Source organism: Kitasatospora sp. NPDC059648 (genome assembly GCF_042734825.1).
Classification (GTDB): Bacteria; Actinomycetota; Actinomycetes; order Streptomycetales; family Streptomycetaceae; genus Kitasatospora.
In genome coordinates, this window is the sequence record NZ_JBHWDU010000004.1 from 43,845 (window position 1) to 61,476 (window position 17,632).

Here is a 17,632-nt window from a genome sequence, read left to right on the forward strand (position 1 = left end):
GTGGGGGGTGTTTCGGGTTGGGCTCCCCCATTTCGTGTTCTGACGCGCGTGGGGGCCGTGTTGCGTACCGCTGCGGGGGTGGGGGGCCGGGGGCCCCGCCCCCCGGCTCAGTGTTCGGTGCTCAGCGCTCGGTGGTCAGCGCGTCAGCGCCACCACTGGACCGCCTTCTCGGCGTTGATGATGCCCGCGCCGTAGAAGCCGTTGTCGTCCGCGCCGCCCTCGCAGGTGGCGGTGAACTTACCGGTGTTGCCCGGGTTGTACACGCCGGTCGGGCAGGCGTGCGACTCGGCCTGGTTGGTCAGCAGCTCGGTCAGCTCGTCCGGGCTGGCCCACGGGAAGGTGCTGGCGAGCAGCGCGACCACACCGGTGACGTGCGGGGTGGCCATCGAGGTGCCCTGCATGTACCCGTACTTGTTGCCCGGGATCGTCGACAGGGTGCGACCGTTCTTGTCCGGGGTGTCCGGGATCTGGTAGCGGGCGTCGCCGCCCGGCGCGGCGACGGTGACGACGCCCTTGCCGTAGCTGGAGTAGTACGACTTGTCGCCGTTGACGCCGACCGCGGAGACCGCGATCACACCGGGCAGCTCGGTCGGCAGCGACAGGCAGTCGTTGGTGACCGGGCGGCTGCCGGGCTTGGTGTCGTCCGGGCTGGAGACGTCAGTGGTCTTGTGCGCCAGGTCGATGTTCTCGTTGCCCGCGGCGGCGACGTTCAGGACGCCCTTGCGCTGCGAGAAGGCGACGGCCTTGCGGACCGCGTCCGAGATCGCGGCCTGGTCCTTGTCGTTCGGGCAGTTGAACATCCACGGGTCGACGTAGTAGCTGTTGTTGGTCACCTTGAAGCCGTGCTCGCCGGCCCAGACGAAACCGCAGACCGCGTTCTCCGGGTAGATGAAGCCACCGTCGTCGACGACCTTGACCGCGGCCAGCTTCACGTTGGGGGCGACGCCGATGACGCCCTTGCCGTTCTTGGCGGCGGCGATGGTGCCGGCCACGTGGGTGCCGTGGTCGCTGGTGGTCGGCTGCCAGGCCTTCCAGTCGGTGTTCGTCCTGCCGTCGATGCAGGAGACCGACTGCGAGGCGTCCACGTTGGCCGCCAGGTCCTCGTGGGTGGCGTCGATGCCGGAGTCCAGCACGCCGACGGTGACGTTGCGGCTGCCCAGCGAGATCTTGTGCGCCTTGTCGACGCCGATCTGGCGCATGTCCCACTGGTTGGGCTCGTACGGCTCCTGGCCGTCGGCAGCGGCGGCGGCGCCGGTCGGCTCGGCGGCGACGTCGGCCTTGCCCTGGTCGGAGGCGAGGATGCCCTTGGTGCGGCTGGCACCGACGGAGTCCACACCCTTGGCCAGGCGCAGCTTCTCCGCGAACTTGGTGTCGTTCGAGCGGGCGACCACGACGCCGATCTGCTCGTAGGACTGGACCACCGTGCCGCCGAGGCCGGTGATGGCCTTCTCGACCTTCTGCACCTGGCCGTGGTTGGCCTTGGTGTTGACGACGTAGCTGAGCAGCGGACCGGTCGTCGAGTCGCCGGTGGGCGCCGCGACGGCGGTGCCGGCCGGGAGCGCGAGGGCGCCGGCGGTGGCGAGCACGAGGCCCACTGCCGCGTACCGGGTCCGGCTGATCCGAGGAACTCTCATTGGGGTTGGCCCTCCCGAGTCGTCATGCGGCAGCTGCGGTGTGGCAGGTGCGCTGGGATGGTCGGGACGTTAATGAATATTCGCTGAAAAGCGCAAGAGGTAGTCATCTAATCGTCACATCTCAACCAACAGCGTCGGTTTGCGCGCCATCGGCCAACAATCGCAACAGAGCGGAAGATTGTTAAAAAGTGATGGTTCGCCAACGAGGGGACCAGGCTGGTCATGTACGCGAGGATCAGCCGGAACGCCTACTGGAGCGCGTACAACCGGCGCGCGTTGTCGGCGGCGACCAGTCGCGCCAGCCGCCGGGCGTCCGACGCCGAACAGGCCCCGTCCGCCTGCCAGTCGGAGAGCAGTGTGCCCAGTCCGTACCGGAACTGTGCGGCGCCCACCGAGAACAGTTCGGGAAGTCCGTAGGCATCGGTGGAGAACAACAGTTTTCCGAACGGCACGAGTTCGAGCATCTCCCCGAGCACCGCCGCCACCCGCGGCCCGGTGTAGGAGGCCGTCAGCCCGAGGTCCGTGTACACCGTCGGAAAGGCCTGGGCCAGCCAGGCGGCCTGCCGGTGGTACGGATAGCCGTGCAGCAGCACCAGCGGGACACCGCTCGGCTCGGCGGCGCGGACGAAGTCGCTCAGCAGGGCGGGGTCGGCGAGGTGCAGGGTGAGGTCGGGATCGCCGAAGCCGGTGTGGAGTTGGAGCGGCAGGCCCAGCTCGGCGCAGACGTCCACGGCCGTCCAGAGCAGGTGGTGCAGCAGCACCGGGTCGGCCAGGCGGCCACGGCCGCCGCGCAGCCGGGCCCCGGCGGCGGCCACCACGGCCGGGCGCGCGGGTCGTTCGGCCGGTACGGCCAGGCCGTGCCGGTAGGCGAGCACCGACTTGACCGCGACCGCGCCGGTGGCGGCCGCCGCCAGCGCCTCGGCGACGGCACCGGGCCAGTCCTCGGCGCCGGACGCGACCGTCTCGGCCACCGACTCCAGCCGGACCACCTCGCGCACCACCGCCCCGGTGGCCTCCGCGAGTCCGGTCAGCGGCAGCAGCTCGCGGCCCGCGGCGGCGGTCAGCCCGGTGTCCACCAGACAGGTGTCCAGCCCGGCGGCCGCGAGCAGCCGGCGGGTCGCCTCGGCGGCGCCCAACTCGCGCCGCCGGGCCAGGTAGTCGGCGGCCGGAGCGTGCGCGGGCAGGCCGAGCGCGGGCGGGCACCAGCGCCGCACGGCCAGGCCGAGAGCGCTGTCGAAGGGCGAGCAGCCGGGCGCGGGCGGCCGGTCGGACTCGGTGAGCAGCCCGGCCAGGGCGTCGTCGGAGAGTTCGGCGGCGACCACGCTGTGGCAGTGGTGGTCGACCAGCGGCCCGACCTCCAGGAGCCGGGCCACCGGTCAGTACCTCCAGCGCGTCGCCGCGACCAACTCCTCGGGGCCGACCGCCGCGTACTGCTCGGCCTCGGCCCGGCGCACCGCCAGCACCGCCTGGTGGAGCGGCTCGCCGAGCGCCTCGCGCAGCACCGCCGAGCGCTCGTACGCGGCGATCGCCTCGGCCGGGTCCTGCGGCAGCCGGGGCACCGTGCCGGGCTCGGCGGCGGCCGGGTCGCCGGCGAACTCCGGGGGCAGGGCGTGGCGCTGCTCCAGCCCGGCGAGGCCCTCGGCGAGCACCGCGCCGACCGCCAGGTACGGGTTGGCGCTCGCGTCGAAGCACTTGACCTCGGCGTTCGCGGCGGCGGCCCGCTCCCCGGTGGAACCGGTGACCAGGCGCAGCGCGGCCTCCCGGTTCTCCAGGCCCCAGCACTGGTACGCCCCGGCCCAGTGCGAGGGCACCAGCCGCAGGTACCCGGCGGGGCTGGAGCAGCCCAGCACCAGGAGTTCGGGCAGGGCCCGGAGCACTCCGGCGAGGAAGCCCTCGGCCTCGGCCGTCAGCCCGTACGGGCCGGGGCCGCCGTGGCCGAGGTTGCGGCCGTCCCGCCAGAGGCTGAGGTGCAGGTGCCCGCCGTTGCCGACCGTGTCGGGCTCGACCACGGGGGCGAAGGACGTCCGCAGGCCGAACCTGGCGGAGACGGCGCGGACGGTCTGCCGGACCAGGACGGAGGTGTCGGCGGCGCCGACCGGGCCCTCGGGGGCGACCGAGACCTCGAACTGGCCCGGGGCGTACTCGGGGTGGATCTGCAGCACGCTCAGCCCCTGCTCGCCGAGGGCGCGCAGGACGTCCCGCAGGTAGTCGGAGAGGTCGGTGACGCGGTGCATGCCGTAGGCGGGGCCGTGCGTCGGGTATTGCGGCGGCTCGTTCGGGGGCCCGGCCAGGGCGACCACCCACTCGACCTCGATGCCGGCCTTGAGGCTCAGCCCGCGGGCGGCGGCCGCGGCCTCCATCCGGCGGGCGAACAGCCGTTGGCAGCCGGGGTGCGGGCCGCCGGCCTGGGTGTGGCGGTCCCCCGGGGCCCAGGCCCAGCCGGGCTGGGCGGCCAGCCGGACGATCCGGTCGAGGTCGGGGTAGAGCCGCAGGTCCCCCGTGGGGCCGCCGATGACCGGGCTGGTGGTGATGGCGTCGTCGGCGAGGAACACGTCGAAGCAGGGCGCGGTGCCGACGCCCCACTCGGCCGCGTGCACCAGGCCGCTGAGCGGCACGGCCTTGACCCGGGTGATGCCTGCGTTGTCCACCCAGGTGACGGCCACCGCCTCGACGGCGGCGGTGCGCAGCCGGTCGACGGCCTCCTCGGCCCGCGCGGCGCGCTCGGCCCGCGGGGGCAGCGCGACGGCGGCCGTGAGTGCGGCCGGGGAGGCGCCGGGGCCGAACGGCCCGGCGGCCTGGGAGGCGGTGACAGTGCCCATGTCACCATGCTGCCCGCCGACCGGGTACCGGTAACTCCCCTATCGAGTGGAACGGATGGACGGCCGTCCGCCCGTTCACTCGATGGGGGAGCCGCCGCTCGGAGCGAAGCGGGCCACCAACTCCCCCGCGGTGATCCGCTCCAGGGCGTCCGGCGCGCCGTCCAGCGGCCCCGGGTAGAGCCGGTAGAGCGTCCCGCCCGCTCCCGCCGGGGCGGGTACGTCACCGTGCACCAGGGCCGCGAACGCCCGCGCACCGGCCAGGCGTTCGGCGATCAGCCGTGCGGTGTCGTCCGGCGGCTGCTCGGTGCGGTGGTCGCTCTCGTGCCGCCCGCGCACCCGCTCGGCGAAGGCGGCCACCGGCTCGTCCGGTCCCCGGCGGTAGCGGCCGATCCCGCGGCCGCTCCGGTCGCGCACCCACACCTCGTCGCTGCCGGCCGCGGCGGCGGCGCAGCCGAGGTCCCACAGGGTGGCCCGGGAGCCGGGGGCGAAGTGGGTCAGCACCGACTCGGCCAGCGAGCCGATCGCGGCGTGGTGCCGGCCGACGTCGTGGAACCCGGCGCCGGAGCCGACGTTGAGGTCGGTCCAGGTGTGGGTGCGGGTCTGCAGGTCGACGATCATCGGCACGCAGATCCGGGCGTCCCCGGCGAGGTCCAGGCGCTGGCGCACGCTCCGGGGGCGGAAGGTGCCGGTGCGCTGCCGGGCCGCCTCGGAGGGGGTGAGGGCCATGAATCCGGCGAAGGCGTCGGTGAGGTCCTCGAAGGGGACGTCGTTGTAGCTGAAGACCACCACCACGGCGTACCGGGCGCCTTCCTTGCCGAGCGCCCGCACGTCGAGGTCGACGAACTCGGTGGCGCCGTGCGGCGGCGGGGCGGTGGTGAAGTCGCCGGAGTGCACGGCGCCACGCGGGCCGACCACCAGCCGGGTGTAGTCGCACAGGCCGGCGAACCGCCATTCCTCGTCGTAGAAGGCGACCGACAGGTCGAGGTCCACCCGCTGGTGCGCGCGCTGCATCCAGTGCACGAACAGGCGCAGGTGCTGCCCGTCCGGGAGCGGCTGCACGCTGCCGCGGGGCACCGCGACGAGGGTCCTGGCGCTGGCGCGTTCGGCGAACGGGACGAACAGGTCGGCCAGTCCGGCGTCCAGCACGGCCACCTCGTAGCGGCCGTCCTCCGCCGTCGAGCGCTCGGCGCGGCGCAGCAGTTCGGCCTCGATCAGGGCGCAGGCCGGCGCGCTCAGCCCGGCCGGTACGGGCGTGCCCCAGTCGGTGCGGGCGTGGGCGGAGGGGACCCGGCCGCGGGGGAAGTACAGCCGCTGCTCGCCGAGCCGGCGCGGTGCGCGCAGCCGCCCGTACGCGCCGAGCAGCGGTCCGGGGGCGACGGCGCGCAGGGCCCGCGGCAGGGCGTCGGCGAGGTCGGCGGGCAGCGGCTCGCCGGGGAGCCAGGTGGCCTGCACCCGCAGCAGGTGGTGCAGTCGGCGCACCAGTTCGCCGGGGCGGGTGGCCAGCAGCCGGACGGCGGCGGGCAGGTCGCCCTGGGCGAGGGCGTGCTCGACCCGGGCGGCGAAGGTCTCGACGGTGAGCCGGGTGTGGCCGGCGGGCGTCTCGCGCACCCGCAGCGGGGCGGGGGCCTCGCGCAGCTGCGGGCCGAGGCCGTGCAGGTCGAGGTCGCTCTGCCGGACGACCGCGAAGGCCGCGGCCGCGTACGGGAAGCGCGCGCGGTGCTCGTACGGGTGCAGCAGTTCGCCGGCCCGCAGCCAGGCGGCGCGGTGGCGGCACAGGTCCTCGGCGAGGGTGCCGACCGGGAGCGCGTCGAGGACGGCGAGCAGCTCGCGGCGCAGCGGGCGGGGCAGGTTGCGCAGCCGCAGGCCGCGGGCGGTGGCCGGCAGCAGGTCGGGTTCGGCGCCGGACCAGGCCCAGATCAGCCGCAGCACGTCGGTGGCGGTGGTGATGTGGGCGGCGAGCAGCGGGCGGGTGCGCTCCGGGTCGCGGCGCAGCAGGGCGGCCAGCACGGTGGCGCGGCTCTCCCGGACCGGGATCTCCGTGGGCAGCCAGGCGGCCGGATCGGCCGGGGCGTGGTCGAGCAGCAGGGTGAGGTCCTCGCGCTCCTGCGGGTTGAGCGGGGTCCGCCGGGTGAGCAGGGCGGCGAGCGCGGCGCCGGCGAGCGCGGCCGCGTCACCGGCCTCGGCCAGGCGCAGCGGCTTGAGGGCCTGCTCCGCCGGCAGCTCGCGGGCGGCCTTGCGGGCGCCCCTGGTGTCCGTCGGCAGGTGGTGTTCGCGGTCCACCGGAGTGCCGCAGAGCGGGCAGTGGCGACCACCGCCGTCCTCGTTCAGGTCCTCGAAGCAGTCCCCGCACAGCAGGTGGGCGCAGGGGGCGAGGGCGCCGATCCCGGCCTCCAGGCTGGTGCGCTCGCAGACCAGGCAGAGCTGGCTGGACTGGCGGAGCAGGTAGCCGCGGATGAGGACGGAGTAGTCGGCGTGGGCGTCCGAGGGCACGCCGTCGGGGAAGCGGCGGAACAGCGGCTGGTGGCGGCGGTCGCTGCCGAGCAGGGACTCGATGCCGGCCAGCAGCCGGGAGCCGGCCTCGGCGAGGTCGGCCGGGCGCAGCCGGCGCAGCGCGTCGCGCAGCGGCTTGGTGAGGACGTGGCCGAGCCGTGCCAGGTCGGCTTCCAGGGCCACCAGGCCCTCGGCCGTCCACGGGTCCGGTTCGCCGGGCGCGGCTCCGGGTGCGACCAGGACCTGTCCGTGGTGGCGCAGCAGGTAGGCGTCCAGGGCGCTTCCGGGCGCGGCGGTGTCGGGCTTCTTCACTTCTTCTGTCCCCCGCTGGATATGACGAAGCGGGGGCGGAGAGTGGGCGCACTCGGGTCATGTGAAAGATGAGAGAAGGAAGCACGCCGCGGAGCCGCCCCCGCGTGGATCACCCTAGCGAATCCGCTTGCCGGCTCCGAACGGTTTTCCGTCCACGCCCCCTTCCTACCCGCGAGTAGCTTCGCTACAGTGGCCGCACGCACCACCGCCGGGCTTCGGGAGCCGCACCGGCGGCAGGTCGCGGTCGCCGTGTCTGCGGCACCCGCGCGGTGCGTCTTCACCGGCCGGTGCCGCGAACCGCGGCGGGCCGGGTTTCTCTCCTCGTATCAGCGCCGCTTCCTTCACCTTCGAGCGCCTGAGCACCACGGCACACCCCGCAGTTCGGCCGGAGCGGACCGGCCGACGCCCGGGTGTGCCGGACCCGTCATCTCCCCAGCCCCCGCGCGTGGACCCTCCTCCGGCGGCGGCCGCCCCCGTTTCGTCGACGGGTGCGGCGGCCCGCCCGCCGGAGCACGCGCGGGCCCTTCATGACTAGGAGTCAGGACATGGAGCGTCCCTTCCCCACCGTGGCCGTCGTCGGCCTCGGCACGATGGGTGCCGGCGTCGCGGTCGCGGTCGCCAGGAGCGGCCGCCGGGTGATCGGCATCGAGGCCACCGAGGACTCGGCCGCCCGGGCGCTGGCCCGGATCGAGGAGGCGACCGCGCACGCGGTCGACCGGGAGCGGATCACCGCCGGGGAGCGCACCGCGCTGCTGGCCCGGATCTCGGTCGGGCACGCGCTGACGGCCGCCGCCGAGGCGGACCTGGTGATCGAGGAGGTCCCCGAGCAGCTGGAGCTGAAGCGGGAGGTCTTCGCCGAGCTGGACCGGATCTGCCCGGAGGACACGGTGCTGGCCACCGGCACCACCGCCCTGTCGGTGACCCGGATCGCGGCCGCAACCGCCCGCCCGGAGCGGGTGCTCGGCCTGCACTTCTTCAACCCGGTGCACACCATGAAGCTGGTCGAGGTGGTCCGCACCGTGCTGACCTCCCCGCAGACCGCCGAGGACGCCGCCGCATTCGCCCGCGACCTGGGCAAGGAGCCGGTGGCGGCGGGCGACCGCGCCGGCTTCGTGGTGAACGGCCTGCTGTTCGCGTACCTGAACCAGGCCGCCGCGATGTACGAGTCCAGGTACGCCTCCCGGGAGGACATCGACGCCGCGATGCGGCTCGGCTGCGGCCTGCCGATGGGCCCGCTGGCGCTGCTCGACCTGATCGGCGTCGACACCGCGCGCACGGTGCTGGAGGCGATGTACGAGCAGTCCCGCGACAAGCTGCACGCGCCCGCGCCGATCCTCGGCCAGCTGGTCTCGGCCGGGCTGCTGGGCCGCAAGTCCGGCCGCGGCTTCTACACCTACGAGGCGCCGGGCTCGTCGAAGGCCGTGGACGCGGCGACCGGGCCGGCCCGCGCCAAGGTGCCCGGCCGCGCCGTGCACACGGTCGGCGTCTGCGGCTCGGGCACGATGGCCACCGGCATCGCCGAGGTGTTCGCCAAGGCCGGTCACCCGGTGCTGCTGGCCGCCCGCAGCCAGGAGAAGGCCGACCGGGCCAAGGCGCAGCTCGCGAAGTCGCTGGAGCGCTCGGTCGCCAAGGGCCGGCTGAGCGGGGAGCAGCGGGACGCCGCGCTGGCGCTGGTCACCCCGGTCGGCCAGTACTCCGAGCTGGCCGAGGTGGACCTGGTGGTCGAGGCGGTCGCCGAGGACCTGGCGGTCAAGCGGGAGCTGTTCGCCACCCTGGACAAGATCGTCCGCCCGGGCGCCGTGCTCGCCACCACCACCTCCTCGCTGCCGGTGATCAGCTGCGCGACCGCCACCTCGCGGCCGCAGGACGTGATCGGCATGCACTTCTTCAACCCGGCCCCGGCGATGAAGCTGGTCGAGGTGGTCTCCACCGTGCTGACCGCGCCGGACGTCACCGCGACGGTGCTGGAGCTGACCGCGAAGGTGCGCAAGCACCCTGTGGAGTGCGGCGACCGGGCCGGCTTCATCGTCAACGCGCTGCTGTTCCCGTACCTGAACGACGCGGTGCGGATGCTCCAGGAGCACTACGCGACGGTGGACGACATCGACACCGCGATGAAGCTGGGCTGCGGCTACCCGATGGGCCCCTTCGAGCTGCTGGACGTGGTCGGCCTGGACGTCTCGCTGACCATCGAGCAGGTGCTGCACCAGGAGTTCCGCGAGCCGGGCCTGGCCGCCGCGCCGCTGCTGGAGCACCTGGTGGCGGCGGGCTGCCTGGGCCGCAAGACCGGCCGCGGCTTCCGCGACCACGCGCGCCGGTGACCACCGCACGGGCCGGGGGCGAGCAGCTGCCGTACGACCCGGCCACCGGGTCGGGCGGCGCCTACGGCAACGGCGGCGCGGCGTACGGCTCCGGGGCCGCCGCGCGCCCCGGCTGGACCCCGGGGACGGTGTCCGCGCGCTGGCCCAGGCCGGCCGTGACCGGCCCGGTCGCGCCGGTGCGCCGGGGAAGGGCGGCGGGTGCGCAGCCGGGGCCGTGTAGCGTTCCGGACATGGATCGGGTTCAGTCAGCCTCCCCGCAGCACTCCGCCGGACCGCGCGGCACCGACCGGACGGCCGGCCCGTCCGGGGCCGCCGCGCCGGAGGCGGGACCGGGCAGCCGCCGGGCGGCGGCGCAGCGTCAGCAGATGCGTCAGGACCTGGCCGCGGCGGCGATGGAGCTGTTCGCCTCGCAGGGCTACGAGGAGACCACGGTCGACCAGATCGCCGCGGCCGCCGGGGTGGCCCGGCGCACCTTCTTCCGGTACTTCCGGTCGAAGGAGGAGGCGATCTTCCCCGACCACGACGACACCCTGGTCCGGGTGGCCGACCTGCTGGCCAGCGCCGAGCCGGAGGAGCACCCGCTGGACGTGGTCTGCCGCGGCATCAAGGAGGTGCTGCGGATGTACGCCTCCACCCCGGGCGTGTCGGTCGCGCGGTACCAGCTGATCCGTCAGGTCCCTGCGCTGCGCGAGCGGGAGATCGCCGTGGTGGCCCGGTACGAGCGGCTGTTCACCCGTTACCTGCTGGGCCGTTTCGACACCGGCGAGCCCATCCCCTCGGGCTGGCAGCGCGGCGGCGAGGACGACTCGATGCTGGCAGAGGTGTCGGCGGCGGCGGTCGTCGCGGCGCACAACCACGTGCTGCGGCGCTGGCTGCGGGCCGGCGGCCGGGGTGACGTGGAGGCGCAGCTGGACCACTCCTTCGAGGTGATCCGGCGGACCTTCTGGGCCGCCAGCTCGCCGGGTGCCAGACGCCGGGGTTCGGTGGTGGCACCGGGTGCCAGTGGGATGCCAGGGGACGGGGTGGCGGAGAGCGCACTGAGTGCCAGTCCCGGGGGTGAGGTGCTCATCACAGTCGCCCGGACGGACGCTCCGCTGGACGTCGTGGTGGACAGCATCCGGGCCGCACTGAGCGGCGAACGGGGCGCCTGAGGGACACAAAACAGCAGGTCGAAGGCACAACGAGGGCCCGCACCGAATCATCGGCGCGGGCCCTCGGTATACCCGCGCTACGCGCGTTCCGGAGCCTTCCAGAGCGTCGGAATTCCTGACACCCAGTGTCTTTACGAGTGGCACAGGGTGCCACTACCTTGTTACCCACCAGTCGCGGCGCCGCGGCTCCCCACCTCGGCGCGCCGTCGTCCGGCGTTCCCACACCCCGGGAGCTGTGCCAGATTTCAAGCAGTGCCGGATCCGCCCGGACCACCACCGGGCGACCGCCTGACCACCAACCACCCACCTCAGCGAAGCCGGTGTCCGCTCCCGGCTCCCCCAGACGCCCTGTGACCCTCACACAGGTACGCCTTCGGAGGCAGCCATGCAGGAAATCCTCGACGCGATCCTCAGCTCCGACGCCTCGTCGGCGGACTTCGCGGCGCTCAAGCTCCCCGAGTCCTACCGGGCGGTCACGCTCCACAAGGACGAGGAGCAGATGTTCGCGGGCCTCGACAGCCGCGACAAGGACCCCCGCAAGTCCCTTCACCTCGACGAGGTCGCCCTGCCCGAGCTGGGCCCCGGCGAGGCCCTGGTCGCCGTGATGGCCAGCTCGGTGAACTACAACACCGTGTGGAGCTCGATCTTCGAACCCGTCTCCACCTTCGGCTTCCTGGAGCGCTACGGCCGGCTCTCCCCCCTCACCAAGCGCCACGACCTGCCCTACCACGTGCTCGGCTCCGACCTCGCCGGCGTGGTGCTGCGCACCGGCGCCGGCGTCAACTCCTGGAAGCCCGGCGACGAGGTCGTCGCCCACTGCCTCTCCGTCGAGCTGGAGTCCCCCGACGGCCACAACGACACGATGATGGACCCCGAGCAGCGCATCTGGGGCTTCGAGACCAACTTCGGCGGCCTGGCCCAGATCGCCCTGGTCAAGACCAACCAGCTGCTGCTCAAGCCGAAGCACCTCACCTGGGAGGAGGCCGCCTCCCCCGGCCTGGTCAACTCCACCGCCTACCGCCAGCTCGTCTCGCGCAACGGCGCCGGCATGAAGCAGGGCGACAACGTCCTGATCTGGGGCGCCAGCGGCGGCCTGGGCTCCTACGCCACCCAGTACGCCCTGGCCGGCGGCGCCACCCCCATCTGCGTGGTCTCCAGCCAGGCCAAGGCCGACATCTGCCGCGCCATGGGCGCCGAGGCGATCATCGACCGCTCCGCCGAGGGCTACCGGTTCTGGAAGGACGAGCACAACCAGGACCCCCGCGAGTGGAAGCGCCTGGGCTCCAGGATCCGCGAGTTCACCGGCGGCGAGGACGTCGACATCGTCTTCGAACACCCCGGCCGCGAGACCTTCGGCGCCTCCGTCTACGTCACCCGCAAGGGCGGCACCATCGTCACCTGCGCCTCCACCTCCGGCTACATGCACCAGTACGACAACCGCTACCTGTGGATGTCCCTCAAGCGCATCGTCGGCTCCCACTTCGCCAACTACCGCGAGGCCTTCGAAGCCAACCGCCTCGTCGCCAAGGGCAAGATCCATCCCACCCTCTCCAAGGTCTACACCCTGGAGGAGACCGGCCAGGCCGCCCTCGACGTCCACCACAACAAGCACCAGGGCAAGGTCGGCGTCCTGTGCCTCGCCCCCGAAGAAGGCCTGGGCGTCCGCGACCGCGAACTGCGCGAGAAGCACCTCCCCGCCATCGACCGCTTCCGGAACGTGTGAGACCGATCCGATGACCGAGCCCCAGAAGCGCGACCGCCCCTGGCTGATGCGCACCTACGCCGGCCACTCCACCGCGAGCGACTCCAACGCGCTCTACCGGCGGAACCTGGCGAAGGGCCAGACCGGTCTGTCCGTCGCCTTCGACCTGCCGACCCAGACCGGCTACGACTCCGACCACATCCTCGCCCGCGGCGAGGTGGGCCGGGTCGGCGTCCCGGTCGGCCACGTCGGCGACATGCGCACCCTGTTCGACGGCATCCCGCTCGAACAGACCAACACCTCCATGACGATCAACGCCACCGCGATGTGGCTGCTGGCGCTCTACCAGGTGGTCGCCGAGGAGCAGGGCGCCGACATCGCCAAGCTCACCGGCACCACCCAGAACGACATCGTCAAGGAGTACCTGTCGCGCGGGACGCACGTCTTCCCGCCCGGCCCGTCGGTGCGCCTGATCACCGACATGATCGCCTACACGGTCGGCAACATCCCCAAGTGGAACCCGATCAACATCTGCAGCTACCACCTGCAGGAGGCCGGGGCCACGCCCGTCCAGGAGATCGCCTACGCGATGTGCACCGCCATCTCGGTGCTCGACGCCGTCCGCGACTCCGGGCAGGTGCCCGCCGAGCGGATGGGCGACGTGGTCGCCCGGATCTCCTTCTTCGTCAACGCCGGCGTGCGCTTCGTCGAGGAGATGTGCAAGATGCGCGCCTTCGCCCAGCTCTGGGAGAAGGTCACGCTGGAGCGGTACGGCGTCACCGACGCGAAGCAGCGCCGGTTCCGCTACGGCGTCCAGGTCAACTCGCTCGGCCTGACCGAGGCCCAGCCGGAGAACAACGTCCAGCGGATCGTCCTGGAGATGCTGGCCGTCACCCTCTCCAAGGACGCCCGCGCCCGCGCCGTCCAGCTGCCCGCCTGGAACGAGGCGCTCGGCCTGCCCCGCCCGTGGGACCAGCAGTGGTCGCTGCGGATCCAGCAGGTGCTGGCGTACGAGTCCGACCTGCTGGAGTACGGCGACCTCTTCAACGGCTCCGAGGTGGTCGAGGCCAAGACCGCCGCGCTGCTGGCGGGTGCCGAGGCGGAGATCGCCAAGGTGCTGGAGATGGGCGGGGTGATCCCGGCCGTCGAGTCCGGCTACCTCAAGTCCAACCTGGTCGCCTCGCACGCCTCCCGCCGGGCCCGGATCGAGTCCGGCGAGGACAAGGTCGTCGGCGTCAACTGCTTCGACACCACCGAGCCCAGCCCGCTCACCGCCGACCTCGACACCGCGATCATGGTCGTCGACCCGGCCTCCGAGCAGTCCGTGCTCGCCGCCCTGGAGGCCTGGCGCGGTCAGCGCGACGAGGCCGCCGCCCAGGAGGCGCTGGCCGAGCTCAAGGCCGTCGCCGCCACCGAGGCCAACCTGATGCCGGCCACGCTCGCCTGTGCCCGGGCCGGGGTCACCACCGGCGAGTGGTCCTTCGCCCTGCGCGAGGTGTTCGGCGAGTACCGCGCCCCCACCGGCGTGGGCGGCGCGCCCGTCGCCGTCGCCGCCGAGCCCGGCGGGGAGCTGGAGCAGGTCCGCGCCGCCGTCGCCGCCACCGCCGAGGAGCTCGGTGCCGGCAAGCTGCGCCTGCTGGTGGGCAAGCCCGGCCTGGACGGGCACTCCAACGGCGCCGAGCAGATCGCCGTCCGGGCCCGCGACGCCGGGTTCGAGGTGGTCTACCAGGGCATCCGGCTCACCCCGGAGCAGATCGTCTCGGCCGCCGTGGCGGAGGACGTGCACTGCGTGGGCCTGTCCATCCTCTCCGGGGCCCACTCCGAGCTGGTGCCGGACGTCCTGAAGCGGCTGCGCCGCGCGGGGGTGGAGGATGTCCCGGTGATCGTGGGTGGCATCATCCCGGCAGCGGACGGCGAGGCCCTCAAGGCGGCCGGCGTCGCCGCCGTGTTCACCCCGAAGGACTTCGGCATCACCACCATCATCGGCCGGATCGTGGACGAGATCCGGCTGGCCAACAAGCTCCAGCCGTGGACGCCCGCACCGACCGCGGCCACGAACTGACCAGCTGACCAGCTGACCACTGGGAAGGAACCGAACCACCCTCATGACGACTGTCAACCGCCTGCGCCCGCGCCGCTCCTGCCTCGCCGTACCCGGCAGCAACCCGCGCTTCCTGGAGAAGGCCCAGGGCCTCCCGGCCGACCAGGTCTTCCTCGACCTGGAGGACGCCTGCGCCCCGCTGGTCAAGGAGAGCGCCCGCCACAACATCGTCGACGCGCTGAACAACGGCGACTGGGGCAACAAGACCCGCGTCGTCCGCGTCAACGACTGGACCACCCACTGGACCTACCGCGACGTGATCACCGTGGTCGAGGGCGCCGGCCCCAACCTCGACTGCATCATGCTGCCGAAGGTCCAGGACGCCGAGCAGGTCAAGGCGCTCGACCTGCTGCTCACCCAGATCGAGAAGACCATGGGCTTCGAGGTCGGCAAGATCGGCATCGAGGCGCAGATCGAGAACGCCAAGGGCCTGATCAACGTCGACGCCATCGCCGAGGCCTCGCCCCGGCTGGAGACCATCATCTTCGGCCCCGCCGACTTCATGGCCTCGATCAACATGAAGTCCCTGGTGGTCGGCGAGCAGCCGCCCGGCTACGGCGCCGACGCCTACCACTACATCCTGATGCGCATCCTGATGGCCGCCCGCGCCAACGACCTCCAGGCGATCGACGGCCCCTACCTGCAGATCCGCAACCAGGAGGGCTACCGCGAGGTCGCCCGCCGCTCCGCCGCCCTCGGCTTCGACGGCAAGTGGGTGCTGCACCCGGACCAGGTCGCCGCCGCGAACGAGATCTACTCGCCCTCGCAGGAGGACTACGACCACGCCGAGCTGATCCTCGACGCCTACGACTACTGCACCTCCGAGGCGGGCGGCGCCAAGGGCTCCGCGATGCTCGGCGACGAGATGATCGACGAGGCCAGCCGCAAGATGGCCCTGGTCATCGCCGGCAAGGGCCGGGCCGCCGGCATGCAGCGCACCACCAAGTTCGAGATCCCGGAAAGCTGAGGGCCTGAGCCATGCAGTTCGGACGCACCTACGAGGAGTTCGAGGTCGGCGCGGTCTACAAGCACTGGCCCGGCAAGACGGTCACCGAGTACGACGACCACCTCTTCTGCCTGCTCACCATGAACCACCACCCGCTCCACATGGACACCAACTATGCGGAGAAGACGACGGACTTCGGCAAGAACGTCGTGGTGGGCAACTACATCTACTCGCTGCTGCTGGGCATGTCCGTCCCGGACGTCTCCGGCAAGGCGATCGCCAACCTGGAGATCGAGTCGCTGCGGCACATCGCGCCGACCTTCCACGGCGACACCATCTACGGCGAGACCACCGTGCTCGACAAGTGGCCGTCCAAGTCCAAGAGCGACCGCGGCATCGTCCACGTCGAGACCAAGGGGTACAAGCAGGACGGCACGGTCGTCTGCATCTTCCGCCGCAAGGTGATGGTGCCGACCGAGACGTACATCAAGGAGCGCGGCGGCGAGCAGCCCGGGCGCCCCGAGCCGCTCTCCTGAACCCCTCCCCTATATAGAGACCCCGGACGGGGAGGCCGCCGTCATCGGCCGACCCCCACCCGGTCGGGGGCCCTGCTGCCGCAGCCACGCCGGCAGGGCCCCCGGAAATCCCCCCCCCCCGCCCTCTTCAGACATTCCGGAGCCGCACGATGGGACGCCTCGCACAGACCGACGGCCTCACCGAGATCCAGCGGGACATCCTCGCCACCGTGCGGGATTTCGTCGACAAGGAGATCATCCCGGTCGCGACCGAGCTGGAGCACAAGGACGAGTACCCGACCGCCATCGTCGAGGGCATGAAGCAGCTCGGGCTGTTCGGCCTCACCATCCCCGAGGAGTACGGCGGCCTCGGCGAGTCCCTGCTCACCTACGCCCTGGTGGTCGAGGAGATCGCCCGCGGCTGGATGTCGGTCTCCGGCATCGTCAACACCCACTTCATCGTGGCGCACATGATCAACGCCCACGGCACCCAGGAGCAGAAGGACTACTTCCTGCCGAAGATGGCCGCCGGCGAGATCCGCGGCGCCTTCTCGATGTCCGAGCCCGGCCTCGGCTCCGACGTATCGGCCATCTCCACCAAGGGCGTCAAGGACGGAGACTTCTACGTCCTCAACGGCCAGAAGATGTGGCTCACCAACGGCGGCACCTCCACCCTGGTCGCGGTCCTGTGCAAGACCGACGAGGGCGGCGACACCCCGTACAAGAACATGACCACCTTCCTGATCGAGAAGACGGCCGGCTTCGGCCCGAACCAGACCGTCCCCGGCCTCACCGTGCCCGGGAAGATCGAGAAGATGGGCTACAAGGGCGTCGACACCACCGAGCTGGTGCTGCAGGACGTGCGGATCCCCGCCGACCGCATCCTCGGCGGCGTCCCGGGCCGCGGCTTCTACCAGATGATGGACGGCGTCGAGGTCGGCCGTGTCAACGTCGCCGCCCGCGGCTGCGGCGTCGCCCGCCGCGCCTTCGAGCTCGGCATCTCCTACGCCCAGCAGCGCGCCACCTTCGGCAAGAAGATCGCCGAACACCAGGCGATCCAGTTCAAGCTCGCCGAGATGGCCACCAAGGTCGAGGCCGCCCACCAGATGATGGTCATGGCCGCCCGCAAGAAGGACAGCGGCGAGCGCAACGACCTCGAAGCGGGCATGGCCAAGTACCTGGCCTCGGAGTACTGCAAGGAGGTCGTCGAGGACGCCTTCCGGATCCACGGCGGCTACGGCTTCTCCAAGGAGTACGAGATCGAGCGCCTCTACCGCGAGGCCCCGATGCTGCTCATCGGTGAAGGAACTGCGGAGATCCAGAAGATGATCGTCGGACGCCGGCTCCTGGAGGAGTACAGGATCGCCGAGTGACGGCCCGGCCTCCCGCCCCGGGCGGGACCGCCGAGTGATTGCGGGGCCGCCCCGATTGAGGGGCGGCCCCCTCCGAACCGCCGGTCGACGGGCGTGCGGGCCCGTCCCGGCAGAGTGCCGTGCCCCGTCACGGGCCCGGCCTGGTCCGCCAGGGCCCGGCACGGCCTCCGGAAAGCGGCCGCAGGGCGTACAGCTGCAACGACGCGCCCTGCGGCCGCTTCCGTGCACCTTCTTCCGACCGCCACGGGCCGTGTCCCCCACCGGGTTC

At 72.5% G+C, this 17,632-nt stretch carries 12 protein-coding genes; 7 read left to right on the forward strand and 5 right to left on the reverse strand.

Annotated elements, in window-relative coordinates; translation table 11 throughout:
• Nucleotides 1–143: 143 nt before the first annotated feature.
• From ACFV1W_RS04115 to ACFV1W_RS04130, 4 genes are all read right to left on the reverse strand, one after another.
• Nucleotides 144–1,634 carry a S8 family serine peptidase gene (locus tag ACFV1W_RS04115; RefSeq protein WP_380412901.1) on the reverse strand — a complete coding sequence of 497 codons (1,491 nt, stop codon included), beginning with the start codon at nucleotides 1,632–1,634 and terminating at the stop codon, nucleotides 144–146.
• A gap of 248 nt (nucleotides 1,635–1,882) precedes the next feature.
• Nucleotides 1,883–3,007, reverse strand: coding sequence for an amidohydrolase family protein (locus tag ACFV1W_RS04120; RefSeq protein WP_380412903.1), 1,125 nt, complete (start codon nucleotides 3,005–3,007; stop codon nucleotides 1,883–1,885).
• 3 nt (nucleotides 3,008–3,010) lie between these two features.
• Nucleotides 3,011–4,453, reverse strand: a complete 1,443-nt coding sequence (locus ACFV1W_RS04125) for a glutamine synthetase (protein ID WP_380412904.1) — start codon at nucleotides 4,451–4,453, stop codon at nucleotides 3,011–3,013.
• A 75-nt stretch (nucleotides 4,454–4,528) separates the two neighbouring features.
• On the reverse strand, nucleotides 4,529–7,255 hold the full coding sequence (locus ACFV1W_RS04130) for an MXAN_6230/SCO0854 family RING domain-containing protein (protein WP_380412906.1): 2,727 nt from the start codon (nucleotides 7,253–7,255) through the stop codon (nucleotides 4,529–4,531).
• Nucleotides 7,256–7,800: 545 nt separating this feature from the next.
• Between ACFV1W_RS04130 and ACFV1W_RS04135 the strand changes: the two genes are divergently transcribed.
• Nucleotides 7,801–9,576, forward strand: coding sequence for a 3-hydroxyacyl-CoA dehydrogenase family protein (locus ACFV1W_RS04135; protein WP_380412908.1), 1,776 nt, complete (start codon nucleotides 7,801–7,803; stop codon nucleotides 9,574–9,576).
• A gap of 61 nt (nucleotides 9,577–9,637) precedes the next feature.
• On the opposite strand, the gene ACFV1W_RS04140 is transcribed toward ACFV1W_RS04135, so the two are convergent.
• On the reverse strand, nucleotides 9,638–9,808 hold the full coding sequence (locus tag ACFV1W_RS04140; RefSeq protein WP_380412910.1) for a hypothetical protein: 171 nt from the start codon (nucleotides 9,806–9,808) through the stop codon (nucleotides 9,638–9,640).
• Between ACFV1W_RS04140 and ACFV1W_RS04145 the strand changes: the two genes are divergently transcribed.
• From ACFV1W_RS04145 to ACFV1W_RS04170, 6 genes are all read left to right on the forward strand, one after another.
• Nucleotides 9,807–10,727 carry a TetR family transcriptional regulator gene (locus tag ACFV1W_RS04145; protein ID WP_380412912.1) on the forward strand — a complete coding sequence of 307 codons (921 nt, stop codon included), beginning with the start codon at nucleotides 9,807–9,809 and terminating at the stop codon, nucleotides 10,725–10,727. The two genes, ACFV1W_RS04140 and ACFV1W_RS04145, sit on opposite strands and share 2 nt — an antisense overlap.
• 385 nt (nucleotides 10,728–11,112) lie before the next feature.
• Entirely contained in the window at nucleotides 11,113–12,450 is a 1,338-nt protein-coding gene (ccrA, locus tag ACFV1W_RS04150; RefSeq protein ID WP_380412914.1) for a crotonyl-CoA carboxylase/reductase, read from the forward strand.
• A 10-nt stretch (nucleotides 12,451–12,460) separates the two neighbouring features.
• Entirely contained in the window at nucleotides 12,461–14,491 is a 2,031-nt protein-coding gene (locus ACFV1W_RS04155) for a protein meaA (protein ID WP_380412916.1), read from the forward strand.
• A gap of 43 nt (nucleotides 14,492–14,534) precedes the next feature.
• Entirely contained in the window at nucleotides 14,535–15,497 is a 963-nt protein-coding gene (locus tag ACFV1W_RS04160) for an HpcH/HpaI aldolase/citrate lyase family protein (protein WP_380412918.1), read from the forward strand.
• An 11-nt stretch (nucleotides 15,498–15,508) separates the two neighbouring features.
• Nucleotides 15,509–16,012, forward strand: coding sequence for a MaoC family dehydratase (locus ACFV1W_RS04165; RefSeq protein WP_380412920.1), 504 nt, complete (start codon nucleotides 15,509–15,511; stop codon nucleotides 16,010–16,012).
• 149 nt (nucleotides 16,013–16,161) lie between these two features.
• Nucleotides 16,162–17,364, forward strand: a complete 1,203-nt coding sequence (locus ACFV1W_RS04170; RefSeq protein WP_380412922.1) for an acyl-CoA dehydrogenase family protein — start codon at nucleotides 16,162–16,164, stop codon at nucleotides 17,362–17,364.
• The last annotated feature ends 268 nt before the right edge of the window (nucleotides 17,365–17,632 follow it).